Origin of the sequence: Lacticaseibacillus daqingensis (assembly GCF_003946115.1) — a bacterium.
In the GTDB taxonomy this organism is placed as follows: Bacteria; Bacillota; Bacilli; order Lactobacillales; family Lactobacillaceae; genus Lacticaseibacillus; species Lacticaseibacillus daqingensis.
In genome coordinates this window covers 190661-202184 of record NZ_RHOH01000005.1, presented here as the reverse complement: position 1 = coordinate 202184, position 11524 = coordinate 190661, and the positions used below count along the sequence as shown (strand labels likewise).

Annotated in this window: 12 protein-coding genes; 3 read left to right on the top strand and 9 right to left on the bottom strand. The window is 58.3% G+C overall.

All coding sequences use genetic code 11. The features are described from left to right. Positions 1 to 118 precede the first annotated feature (118 nt). Complete coding sequence (locus EKM88_RS08235; protein ID WP_125705069.1) at positions 119 to 811, bottom strand: 2,3-diphosphoglycerate-dependent phosphoglycerate mutase; 693 nt, start codon at positions 809 to 811, stop codon at positions 119 to 121. Positions 812 to 897: 86 nt separating this feature from the next. Next, the gene (locus EKM88_RS08230; protein WP_125705067.1) at positions 898 to 1788 is read right to left on the bottom strand and encodes an aldo/keto reductase; all 891 of its coding nucleotides are present in this window, start codon (positions 1786 to 1788) and stop codon (positions 898 to 900) included. A gap of 122 nt (positions 1789 to 1910) precedes the next feature. Between EKM88_RS08230 and EKM88_RS08225 the strand changes: the two genes are divergently transcribed. After that, the gene (locus EKM88_RS08225; protein ID WP_125705065.1) at positions 1911 to 2117 is read left to right on the top strand and encodes a hypothetical protein; all 207 of its coding nucleotides are present in this window, start codon (positions 1911 to 1913) and stop codon (positions 2115 to 2117) included. Between the two features lie 98 nt (positions 2118 to 2215). After that, positions 2216 to 2383, top strand: coding sequence for a PspC domain-containing protein (locus EKM88_RS08220; RefSeq protein ID WP_125705063.1), 168 nt, complete (start codon positions 2216 to 2218; stop codon positions 2381 to 2383). 107 nt (positions 2384 to 2490) lie between these two features. Here EKM88_RS08220 and EKM88_RS08215 read toward each other — a convergent pair whose 3' ends face one another. From EKM88_RS08215 to EKM88_RS08185, 7 genes are all read right to left on the bottom strand, one after another. Next, positions 2491 to 3531: an AI-2E family transporter gene (locus EKM88_RS08215; protein WP_125705061.1), complete on the bottom strand. Its 1041-nt coding sequence runs from the start codon at positions 3529 to 3531 to the stop codon at positions 2491 to 2493. Between the two features lie 81 nt (positions 3532 to 3612). Further along, a complete protein-coding gene (locus EKM88_RS08210) occupies positions 3613 to 4308 on the bottom strand; it encodes a class A sortase (RefSeq protein ID WP_164512050.1) in 696 nt (231 codons plus the stop codon). 68 nt (positions 4309 to 4376) lie between these two features. Beyond that, positions 4377 to 5099, bottom strand: a complete 723-nt coding sequence (sfsA, locus tag EKM88_RS08205; RefSeq protein ID WP_125705057.1) for a DNA/RNA nuclease SfsA — start codon at positions 5097 to 5099, stop codon at positions 4377 to 4379. A gap of 212 nt (positions 5100 to 5311) precedes the next feature. Next, entirely contained in the window at positions 5312 to 5773 is a 462-nt protein-coding gene (locus EKM88_RS08200) for a universal stress protein (protein WP_125705054.1), read from the bottom strand. Between the two features lie 46 nt (positions 5774 to 5819). Beyond that, the gene (locus EKM88_RS08195) at positions 5820 to 7073 is read right to left on the bottom strand and encodes a carboxylate--amine ligase (protein WP_125705052.1); all 1254 of its coding nucleotides are present in this window, start codon (positions 7071 to 7073) and stop codon (positions 5820 to 5822) included. A gap of 124 nt (positions 7074 to 7197) precedes the next feature. Continuing rightward, the gene (locus EKM88_RS08190; RefSeq protein WP_125705050.1) at positions 7198 to 8388 is read right to left on the bottom strand and encodes a GGDEF domain-containing protein; all 1191 of its coding nucleotides are present in this window, start codon (positions 8386 to 8388) and stop codon (positions 7198 to 7200) included. A gap of 108 nt (positions 8389 to 8496) precedes the next feature. Then, entirely contained in the window at positions 8497 to 9615 is a 1119-nt protein-coding gene (locus tag EKM88_RS08185; protein ID WP_125705048.1) for a peptidoglycan-binding protein, read from the bottom strand. Between the two features lie 544 nt (positions 9616 to 10159). On the opposite strand from EKM88_RS08185, the gene EKM88_RS08180 reads away from it, so the two are divergent. After that, complete coding sequence (locus EKM88_RS08180; RefSeq protein WP_125705046.1) at positions 10160 to 11518, top strand: C40 family peptidase; 1359 nt, start codon at positions 10160 to 10162, stop codon at positions 11516 to 11518. Positions 11519 to 11524 lie beyond the last annotated feature (6 nt).

Sequence of the window (11524 nt, the reverse complement as noted above, 5' to 3'; positions counted from 1 at the left end):
GATTTCATTTTACAAGGACTCAGGCTGTGAGTCTTTTCTATTTGGTTAATTTGTTGCACTTACATTGTAAATCCGTCGCAAACAAAAAACGCCTGCACAGATGCAGACGTTTCGCGCCTTACTTGCCCAGCTTGGTCTTGTCGGTCACTTCAAGCTTGTCGTTGAAGGTGTAGACAACGGGTTCGCCGGTGGCCATTTCCAAGTTGATGATGTCTTCGTCGGAAATGTTTTCGATGTACTTGGTCAACGCGCGCAGGGAGTTCCCGTGCGCCGCGATGATCACGTTCTTGCCGGCCAGCAGGTCTGGGGCAATGTGATCTTCCCAGAATGGGATCACGCGTTCCAGAGTGACCTTGAGGTTTTCACCACCTGGCACGATGCGTGGGTCCAGGTTGGCGTAGCGGCGGTCTTGGGCTGCGGAGCCTTCGTCGTCAGCGCTCAAAAGCGGTGGCAACACATCGTAGGACCGACGCCAAGTGTGCACTTGGTCGTCGCCCCACTTTTCAGCGGCCTCGGCCTTGTTTTGGCCCTGCAGTGCGCCGTAGTGGCGTTCGTTCAGACGCCATGTCTTGGTTTCTGGGATCCAGAGCTGACCGGATTCTTCCAGTGCAAAGTGCAGCGTCTTGATCGCACGGGTCAGAACAGACGTGTAAGCCTGGTCGAATTCAAGGCCGGCTTCTTTGATCTTACGACCCGCCGTCTTCGCTTCTTCAACACCCTTTTCGCTTAAGTTCACATCGACCCAGCCGGTGAACTGGTTGGACAGGTTCCATTCACTTTGACCGTGACGGATCAGCACTAATTTTGCCATCTAGAGATTACCTCGCTTTATAGTTTTGTCAGCACGCTGACGGTTTACATCACCTTATAATACACTATTTCAGAAAGGCGTGCACCTCAAAACGCGGCATCGATCTGGCCATACTCCGCTGCAGTCAGCGTCACCGCCTGCGCGGCAGCGTTTTGGATCGCCTGTTCGGCCGTGCGCGCACCTGGGATCACCGCTGTCACGCCCGGGTTCGCCAAGTACCACGCCAGCACCACTTGTGTGATGGTGGCGGCGTGCTGGGCCGCGATGGCGGCCACCACTTGCAACCCCCGTTGCAACCGGGAGAAATCCCCGAACCGGGCCAGCCGCCCACCTGGGTCGTGGCTGTACTTGCCGGTCAACAGGCCCGCCGCTAGCGGAAAGTACGACACGAAGCTGATCTGGTGGGCCTGAAGGTACGGCCACAGGGTTTGTTCCGGCGCGCGGTATGCCAGCGAGTAATGGTCCTCCACAATGTCGACCTGGCCCGCCGCGTTCGCCTCTTTGAGCTGGGCGAGGCTGAAGTTGGACACGCCGATCGCCCGCAACTTGCCCGCCTGCTTCAGCTCGGCCAGGGCCTCAACGGCGGCCGCCTTGTCCGTGTGGTCATCGGGAAAATGAATGTAAAACACATCAAGGTAATCGGTTTGCAGCCGCCGCAGCGCATCATCCACGGCCTGGCGCAAGAAGCGCGGCGAGTTATCAAACGTCCCCGGCGCGTCCGGGCGGTGCGCCGCCTTGGTGGCCAGTGTGAGGGTGTGCCGATCAAAGCCTTTGATCGCCTGCCCGATCAGTTCCTCCGAGCGCCCACGGCCGTATGCGTACGCCGTGTCAAGCAATGTCATCCCGTGGTCGATCGCGGCGCGCACCGTGGCAATGCTCGTCTCATCCGTCACGTTTTCGGCGCCAATTTTATTGGTTCCCAGTCCCAGCGTGCTGGTTTGCACGGCGGTCTGCCCGATCTGAACTAGTTGTGTCATCTAAACCCCCCCTTTGTGTGCCATCGGTTCCAGCTTGGCGTCAGCTTACTGCGACCGGTGCCTCACGTCAACGACTACCACTCGCCGGCGCGCTCTGCTACACTAGCACGGGAGGCATACTTATGCGCAAATTTTGGTTCACCGTTGCCCTTGTCTGGGCCATCAGCATTGTTTACTTTATCGTCTACGTCAACAGTCCCGCCCTTCGCACGGCGGTTGACCGCTCCAGCGCCCTGTCGTTTGGCCACGGGCTGATGGACCTCGCCCTGCTTGGCGGCGGCTTTGCCCTGATCGCCGGAGGGATCTACCGGCTGTTTCACCGCGATTAACTCCGTCCCAGTGTCGAGGCGCCCTCAGTCTTTGGGTCGATGTCCTCGACCGCTGCAGTGGGTATACTAGAACCATTCAGTCAAACGGAGGGACACACATGAACTTACACAAATCTGCATCAAACCGAATGTTTGCCGGGGTCTGCGGCGGGCTCGCCGAGACGCTTGGCGTCAACGCCACCTGGATCCGGCTGTTGTTCTTTTTGGGCGGCGGCGTGCTGCTCTGGGTGTACCTTGGCTTGGCCATCGCACTGCCGGAGCCGTAACGCTCACAGTGCCTCAGCCCGACCACACTCGCCTCTGTGTGTGGTCGGGCTTTTTTGTATGCCCGGCTGCTCTGGAAATAAAAAACCACCACGGCGGGTGGTTTGGCTCAGACTGATTTTGCCGGGGGCACCGGTGGCTCATCCGGAATCTTCTTGATGCCTAGGATGTCCAGAAGGAACGTGAACACCGGAATGCCGACAATCAGGCCCCAAGTGCCGAAGAGTTTTTCCCCTACCAGCAACACCACAAAGGTGAAAAATACCGGCAACTTCGTGCGACTGCTCATGAATTTCGGGTTCAGCACGTACGCCTCCAACATGTGGATCAGCAGGATCATCACCATAATGGTGAGCACGCCTTGCAGGCCGTCCACGGTGTAGGCGATAATAGCCAGCGGCACAACGGAGATGATGGCCCCCGCCACCGGGATCATGGAGAGCAGGAAAACCATCACCGCAAGGCTGGGAATGTTAGGCATTTTCAGGACGATCAGCGTGACCGTCGTGATGACGGTGTTCACGATGGCGATAAAAATCTGCGCCTCGATCACCACCCCAAACGTGTTGATGAACTTGTCGGCAAAGTATTTCAGATCGGCAAAGTACCAGCCAAACGGGGAGTCCAAGAAGCGATTGCCAAAGCGCTTGAGCTCATCCACCTCCACGGTGAAAAAGAAGCTCAGCAGCAACGACAACATCAGTGTTACACCCATGGCGGTGATGCTGCCCGCGTACTCCAAGATCGTGCTGATGCCGGCCTGTAGTTGCTCCTTGAGGTTCATCTGATTCACCGAGTCCAGCACCCATTGCATGGCCTGGTTGTCGGCAAATGCCTGGCTATTGTAAAAGTGAAGCACCGAGTTGTAGAGGTTGACCGTTTGCTGCGCGATCACAGGCACGTAATGAATCAGCGTGTAGCCCAACCCAGCCACCACGAGGATGTAAAGGGGCGCCACCACTACCGAGGCGCGTACGTGCGCGAACTGGCGCACCAAGTTAATGACCCGCGTCACTAAAAAGGCAAAGATAAAGGTCAACAAGATGGTGCTCATGATGCTGCGAGCCAGCCACAAAAGCACCACGACCGACAGCAGCACGGCTGCGCGGCGAAGTTGGTCATTGTGGATGAAGCGTTCGTATCGTGTCATGGTTTCCCTCCCCAAGGTCTGCTCCCATACTACACCAAAAAGCGCGCCGGGTCTTGCGTCCCGGCGCGCGAAGGCAAAAGTTTATTTCTCGAAGACTTTGATGGTCTTATCGGTGGCATCCGTCACGCTTTGAAGCTCACCACGCACATACACCCGATCCTTGCTGGAGCTGGTCAACGTCTCACACGTGATCAGCGTGATCAGCTTTTTACCCGGCACGTCATCGATCACGGAAACCTGCGACATGTCGATCCGCGTCCGCAAAATCGCCTTGTAGGTGTAGACCTTTGTCATGTCGGTCAGATAAATCAGGTCCCCGACCTGCACCGAATGGAGCTCCGACAGGATCGTCCCACTGGTCTGCACACTGTGCCCGGCCAGCGCGTAGTTCCCTTCACCCATCTGCTGGTTCGGCTTCAGCGTCCCGGCGCCAACGGCCATGTGCGCGTTGGAGACGCCTTGCATCACCGGCACGTGAATGTTCACGGACGGCACCGCCAGCATGCCGATCGCATCCTTGCTGCCATCCATCATGGCCTTGGACACGGTGGTCAGGTCCAGCGCCTCAACCGCATCAAAATCGTATGAGGCGGCCTTTTTCTGGTTTGCTTTGACGGAATCCTTGGTGACGGTCTTCATCGTCGACTGTGTCATTTGGTTGACGATGAAGAGCTTGATCTGCTCGTTGAAGACCATCGCCAGTCCTAACACCAAGCCCAGCGTCAGGCAGATGCGCCACGCCCAAGTCTTGACCCGCGACCGTTTATTTTTCGCCATTTGCTCGCCTCCCATTCGTTCCCCTCATTGTACAACGTGGGCGTTTTTTTGCCAACTTTCGGTCTCACTCACTCGGCCACTTCGGTGAACGGCAACGTCTCATCAAACGCGATGGGCCGATCCAATGCCAAGTAATCCGGCCCGGTCTGACACCCCAAGGCCACCACCTGAACGCCGGCCGCCTTAGCCGCGGTGATCGCCGGGGCGAGTTCGGGAAAGCGCTCGTGATAAATGGTCACCGTATCGATGCCGGGCAGCTGCACCACTAGGAGCAGGTACGCGAGGTACCCGGCGTTGGCCGCCTGGGTGAGCGTGTGCACGTGTTTGAGCCCGCGAGTGGTCGGCGCGTCTGGAAAGGCGGCGTGGCGCGCATTGGCCAGTGTCACGCCCTTGGTCTCGGCAAACCACGCCTGGCCGGTCGCCGAATGACCGGCAAAATCGAGCCGTGAATCGAGGTAGCGCGTTTCCGGGTGAACCGTATACGGGCCCACGCACCCCGGCAGTTGCAGACTGCCCTCGCGCAGCGCGGCGTTCACCACCCGATTGGGGGCGAGGCTGTCGATATTAATCCAGCGATGATCGCGCTTGACTGCAAGGATGTCGTACGGGGTCTGGCGCGCAGGGTTGGCCGCTTTGCGCACACTGATGGCGTGGCCTGGGATCAGCAGCTCCTTATTGCGCCCCGTGTTGCTCAGGTGGGCGGCCACCGCCTGGCCGGCTAACTCGACCATCACGGTGAAGCGCGACACGCGCTTGATGACCGTAGCGAGTTCAACGTTCGCATACTGCATCTCAAAGGCCTCCTTTTGGGGCAAAAACAAAGCCATCATTAACGGCCCAAGAATGAACCACGACGATTCCAGAACAGTACGTCACAAAAAGCGACGCCCGAGCCGTATAAGCATGGCCTCCTATAAAACCTAAGTTTGCGGGTTTTACAGGAGGCCATGCTTATACTCTGGGCTAAAACCGCATTTTGGCTCAGCCTCGCGTGGGGCAAGGCCTAACGCACGGTGATCACCGACATCGGCGCATCACGCACGATTTCTTCTGCGACATGGCCGATGCGTGAGCGCCCGTGGCGTGTGTGCGAGCCCAAGATGATCAGGTCAGGCTTGAAGGCCGGCACGATTTCCTCTAGGATCACGCGCGCCGGCTTCCCCTCGCCAATGAGTGGCTGCACGTCTTGCGCCCCAAAGGCCTGCGCTTTTTCAACGTAGGTGTTCAGGTGCGCCGCGATCTCACGCCGCCGCTGACTCAACACATCAGGGGACAGGGATTGGTAAATGTTAAGGTCACCGGTTTCCAGCACCGACACGATCCCCAGCGGAATATTGTAGATCTTCGCCAGCGTGGCGGCGTAGTTGAACGCCTTGCGAGATGATTCATCGTCGTCATCATCGACGGCGAGGAGCAGGCGGTTGTAGTGCATCGACTCAACGACGAACGCTTCTTCTGTTGCCATAATGATCCTCCTGTTTTTAGGTTAACCTAACGATTCCAGTATACCGCTAACCCTTGTTCTCAGCAAAGAACTGTTTGTAGCGCCCCACATAGTTGTGGAACATGTACGTCATTAGCACCCACCGTTTCAGGCTCTGATCACGCGCGTAAAACACGGTGGTGCCCACGCGCCCTTCTTGGATCAGGGCCAGTGCCTGGCGCTTGGCTGCGTTGTCCTTGGCGTAAGTCTTGAAGACAGACTTGGGGACCCCCAGCCAAAGCATGTGCTTGCTGGCATCCTGATTCGCAAACACCGGCGGCTGGGCCGCGAGCGTTTCGCTGACATAATCCAGTACCGGCCACTGCGCGAGGTTGTAGCCGTTCAGGGTGACAAAAAACGAGCTCCGCCCCTGGGGAATGTTCATTTCAAGGAGCTTAAAGGTTTTGTCACGCACATCGTACTTCATATCGAAGTTCGCATAGCCCGTGAACTGGATCTGCTCCAGAAACTGTTTGAACTGGTCGTACAAGGCCTGATTGTATTCCGGCAACACCGCCACGTAATTCCCGATCGCCGCGGGCGTCGGGTCCTCCAGCAGCGGATGGCCCAAGCACATCATCTTGACCTGGTGGTGCTGGTCCACGTAAGCGTTCAGGACCCGCATGTTTGAGTCATCGCCTGGCACAAAGTCTTGCAAAATCAGGTCGCTCAGGTAGCCATTGTCATAAATTTTGGCGATGATGGTGTTCAGCTCCACCTGCGAGTGGATGGTGAAGGCCTTTTTGCGCCCCTTGAATTGAATGCTTTGCCACTCCACCGAGTTGGCCGGCTTAAGCGCCATCGGAAATTCAAACGGGGCGGTCGTCACCACACCGCTTGCGTACATCGACTTGGTCACGATCTTGGTCGCCGGGTACGGCAGACCGTAATCATCGCACAGGTGATAAAAGGTTTCTTTATTGCTGAGTTGCTGCCAAAGCGCGTAGTCCACATACGGACAGATGAATGTTTCCTGCAGGGTCGCTTTGTGCTTGGTGACCAACGCCGCGTAGGCATCCCCACACGCGATCAGTAGGACCTTTCCCGGTTGCTCGCGGTACTGGGCCGCCAGCTTCGCCATCTCGCGGCTAAAGGTGGGATCGGAATCAAATTCGGGGATCAGGTGCACGTTCACGATCTTGGAGTATCGCGTTGGGGCGAGCTGCTGCCGGGCGTATACCTCGATCACCTGACCGGTGAGCTCGTGAAACGATCGGGCCATCCCATACACATTCAGGTCGCTCCCCAGCAGAATGGGCGTAAACGGGGGGATTTCTGTCATGAGTGTCTCCTTCATTGGGGCAAAGCCCGCGAACTATCGACCAGCACGCATCATGCGGCCAGCCGGATACCGGGTTAATTGTACCACAACTCGCGCCCTGCCGGCGGCCGGTGCCCCCTAGCCGCTACAGGCGGGGCTGAACCGCGCCGCTGACCACGACTGTGTTGCGGCCGTTACGCTTCGCCAGATAAAGGGACTGATCGGCCTGATTGTATGGGGCCAGGTAGTTGCTGTCATCCGGATGTGCCCGTCCCACGCCCAAGGAGACGGACAGGTGAAACGGCTTGGCGTTGGGCGCAGTCAACGCCAACTGGCCCAGCGCATCATGCACCGTCCACGCGATGCGGGCCGCAGCTGTGAGGTCGAGCTGCGTCCCCGGCAGGATGAACGTGAACTCCTCGCCGCCCGTTCGATACGTGCTAACGCCGCGGATCCCAAGGCTTTGGACCACCGTCCGCAGGTGGTGGGCCACGCGGCGCAGCACCTCATTCCCCGTCAGATGGCCATAGCGGTCGTTGATGGCCTTGAAGTGGTCAATATCCAACGTGTACACCATGTAGGCGATCCCACGCTGTTGCATCGTCGCAAAATGGGCCTGCAGATCCGCCTCAAACACCCGAAAGTTACGCAACTGGGTGAGCTCGTCAATTTGCGCCGCTTGCGTCAAGCGCTGCTGGCGCCGGCGTTGACTGCGCACCCCGTAATGCACCGCCCACAGCTCCGCACAAATGATCAAAAAGGTCCCAAACTGCCACGGCCATCCCACCTCAATACCATGTAACGACTGCCAATTCATGACGAAAAACGGCGCCACGAAAAGCAGACAAAACGGGTAGTACCGCCAGGCGCGCGAGCCCAGCCACACCCCGAACCGGTGGGCCAAAAGCATTAACGTCATGCAGGCCAGGTAGTAAAGCGGCCACGTCGGGGTGTTGGGCAGCCACCAGAACCACACCCCCAAGCTCACCAACAGACTGACCAACACCGACCGTTTGCGCGAGGACAGCAGGGCGTACAGCACCGTCGCCACCTGGAAGTTGATGTATCGCCAGCCGAAGCCGAGACGATGGTGCGCCTCTTCGATCAAAAACTCAGACGCAAAGTGAAACAGCAATAAAAAGGCCACGGTGATCAGCACCAGGTACAGTGCGCGGCGATGGTGATGGCGCGCCTCAATGAACGGTGTCGTCTGCAGCCAATTGAAGAGCATGGCATAGCCGATCAAGACCAAGCTGTTCATCACAAACGTTGTCGCGCGTAGTCCCCACTCAACCATCTCGCCATCCCCCAATGTCCCGATTGCCGTGATATTCATGTTAATATAGCACAGAAATGAGCGCCGAATTAGTATTCAGAGAGAGATTGCTGATTTTTTTCGCAGCAAAAAAGCAGCGGTGCGCGCACCGCTGCTTTTTCATGAGCCTTATTGCGCTGCCTTCGCTGCCTCGATCACTGCGGTCAGGTAACCAGCCGTATCCACAAAGGTCGCGCCAGATACCACGTCTGCCACTTTGCTCTTGCCCTTCAGGGAGGCAACGGCTGCTTCGAGCTCAGCAATGGTCTTCCCCTTGGCAAAGTCGTTGATGGCGATCGCGTTTTCGGTCCATGTGTGGGTCGCCTTCGCTTCCTTCTTCATCAGTGCAGAGTAAGCGTCAGAGTTGGCCCGCTTGGAAGCCAGCACGGTGCCTGCCTTGATGTCTTTGCCGAAGTCCTTATCCGAGTTCGGCACCGCGCCAAAGGTGGCCGCCGGGGTGTACTGGAACTCATCGACGAACGTGGCCGCAACCTTGTCCCCTTGCATTGCAACGGTCACCGTTGCAAAGGACTGCTTGCCGTGTGGTGCTGCGAGCACTTGCCCTTCGGTGATGGTGTTGTCCGTTGTGGCGATCCCGGTTGAAACCATCCCGGTCGTGGCGGCATCATAGATGGCACTCAGGTAGCCGTAGGTGTCTGCGAAGGTCGCGCCAGACACCACGTCGCCCACCTTCTTGGCACTCTTCACGGTTGGCAGTGCCGCCTTAAGCTCATCAATGGTCTTGCCCTTTGCATAGTTCTCAATGGCCGTCGCACTTTCTTGCCAAGTCTTGGTCGCCTTCGCTTCCTTGGTCATCAAGGCGGAGTAAGCCTTGGAGTTCTCCAGCTTCGCGATCAGGAATTTGCCAGACGGATAGTTCTTACCAAAGTCGCTGTCGGAGTTCGGCACACCGGTCCAGTCTGCACTCTTATCCACGTACTGGAATTCATCGATCCGGGCCGCAACGATCGTGTCGCCGTTCAGCGTCACGTTAACGGCCGCGAAAGATTGCGTGCCGTGCGGTGCCGCGTACAGCTGCCGCATGATCAGCGTTCCGGCGCCTGGCACGGTTGCGTCCGCGTCGGCCCCAGTGTTGATCGTCATCTTCGTGGTCTTTTTGGTGCTGGTCGAGCTGCTGGTGACAGTTTTGCTGCTACTATCCTTGTTGCTTGAATCACCGGCATTCCCACACGCGGCCAACCCAACGGCTAGTAACAACGTCGCACTTAGTACGGTAAACTTCTTCATCTTCATCTCTCCTTCATTTGAAAGCTTTTTATCTCAAGAGAAGTTTATCACAAAATCGTAGGATGCACACCATTTTTATCAATCGTACCAGACCGCCATCTTTCGCCCACTCAAAAGCCCCAAAATCCGCTGGCAATCGGATTTTGGGGCAATGTGTGTGAAATATACCACGGGCCAGGGGGCCCACCAGGGGCGCGGCCACCGCAACGTCTCACGCGCCGGTCCGCCGAACGAGGTCAGTGGACCGGCTCAGCCACAATTGGCCACGCTCCTGATACTCGTATTGTACCGACCCGCTTCGCGCCGTCAATTAATTCGCCTCGCCGCGCGGCAGGGCAAGCCATCCGAGTGCGTTGGCGCGAGCCCCGAACGCCGCGGTGTTGTCGAAATGTTTTCACGTAGTAATCTTCTCGTAACAGTATCCTGATAATCTGTAGTTATCGTAAAAGTTCGTCAACGCCAGTACAGCTGGTTTTGTTTGCGATAACATACGCATTACCTCGTTATTAAAAAAACGCAATTATTCAGGAGGCTTTTAAACACCATGAAGCATACGTTAACCGCGCCCCTTCTTGTCAGTGCCGCCGTTCTGACCGGACTGGCGCTCAGTGACAGCCAGCCGGTCGCCGCCAGCAGTAGCCTGACCATCAAATACTCGGCCAACTTACGCCAGGCCCCAAGCACCAGCGCCAAGATTATTGGCGGCCTTACCGCCGGCGCGCACTACACCTACAGCCGCACGGCGCAGGCGAACGGCTACACCTGGTACGAAATCGGCACGAACCGCTGGGTGGCCAGCGCCGGCGCGCAAGCCACTGACGACACGGCTACGGCAAGCGGCACCCTCAAGGTCCTGGCCGCCTCGAATCGGCGCACCGGGCCGGGGACCGGCTACGGCATCTCGGGTAGCTTCACCCCTGGGCAAGTCCTCAGCTACACGGCGACCGCGCAGGCCAATGGCTACACCTGGTACCAGGTCGCGGCCAATGCCTGGGTCGCCAGCGCCGGCACCACTGTGATCACCGGCGGCAGTAGCACCCCCACCCCTGGCGGTTCCGGGACGCCCGCAAGCGGTCACGTGACGGTCACGGCCAGCAGCAATAAGCGCGTTGGCCCCGGCACTGGCTATGCCATCAGCGGCAGCTTCACGCGCGGCCAGGTCCTCGCGTACACCGCGACTGCCAGCGCCAACGGCTACACCTGGTACCAGGTCGGTGCCAACGCCTGGATCGCCAGTGCTGGCGCCACGGTTTCAACCGGTGAAAGCACGGACACCGAAACCCCTGGCACCGGCGAGACTGCCGCCAGCGGCAAGATCCAGATCACCGCAACCGCCAACCAACGCGCCGGCGCTGGCACCAGCTACCGCATCATTGGGAACGTCCGGGCCGGGGCGATCTACGCCTACACGGCGACCGCACAAGCGGATGGCTACACCTGGTACAAGATCGGGGCCAATGCCTGGGTGGCCAGCGCCGGCGCGGCCATCTACACCGGCGGCGACACAAGTACTGAGACCCCTGGGGGCAGCACCAGCACCGCCGGCACCGTGGCGGCAGTCATCGCACTGGCGAAGCAGCAGCTCGGCAAGCCTTACGTTTGGGGCGGCAAAGGGCCTGACAGCTTCGACTGCTCTGGGTTGATGGCCTACCTCTTCAGCCACGCAGCCGGCAAGAACATTGGGGGCTACACCTTGCCTCAAGAGTCTGCAGGCACACGTGTCAGCCTGAGCAACCTACAGCCCGGTGACATCGTGTTCTGGGGCAACAGTGGCAGCACCTACCACAACGCGCTGTACATCGGGAACAACCAGTACATCCACGCACCCAAACCAGGTGATGTGGTCAAGGTTGCCACCATTGCCAACGGCTTCATGCCATCATTTGGGGTGCGCGTTCTGTAACCCATA

Coding starts and splice junctions, on each gene's coding strand:
- EKM88_RS08235 (WP_125705069.1), bottom strand. CDS start 811: ATGGCAAAATTAGTGCTGATCCGTCACGGTCAAAGTGAATGGAACCTG.
- EKM88_RS08230 (WP_125705067.1), bottom strand. CDS start 1,788: ATGACACAACTAGTTCAGATCGGGCAGACCGCCGTGCAAACCAGCACG.
- EKM88_RS08225 (WP_125705065.1), top strand. CDS start 1,911: ATGCGCAAATTTTGGTTCACCGTTGCCCTTGTCTGGGCCATCAGCATT.
- EKM88_RS08220 (WP_125705063.1), top strand. CDS start 2,216: ATGAACTTACACAAATCTGCATCAAACCGAATGTTTGCCGGGGTCTGC.
- EKM88_RS08215 (WP_125705061.1), bottom strand. CDS start 3,531: ATGACACGATACGAACGCTTCATCCACAATGACCAACTTCGCCGCGCA.
- EKM88_RS08210 (WP_164512050.1), bottom strand. CDS start 4,308: ATGGCGAAAAATAAACGGTCGCGGGTCAAGACTTGGGCGTGGCGCATC.
- sfsA (WP_125705057.1), bottom strand. CDS start 5,099: ATGCAGTATGCGAACGTTGAACTCGCTACGGTCATCAAGCGCGTGTCG.
- EKM88_RS08200 (WP_125705054.1), bottom strand. CDS start 5,773: ATGGCAACAGAAGAAGCGTTCGTCGTTGAGTCGATGCACTACAACCGC.
- EKM88_RS08195 (WP_125705052.1), bottom strand. CDS start 7,073: ATGACAGAAATCCCCCCGTTTACGCCCATTCTGCTGGGGAGCGACCTG.
- EKM88_RS08190 (WP_125705050.1), bottom strand. CDS start 8,388: ATGAATATCACGGCAATCGGGACATTGGGGGATGGCGAGATGGTTGAG.
- EKM88_RS08185 (WP_125705048.1), bottom strand. CDS start 9,615: ATGAAGAAGTTTACCGTACTAAGTGCGACGTTGTTACTAGCCGTTGGG.
- EKM88_RS08180 (WP_125705046.1), top strand. CDS start 10,160: ATGAAGCATACGTTAACCGCGCCCCTTCTTGTCAGTGCCGCCGTTCTG.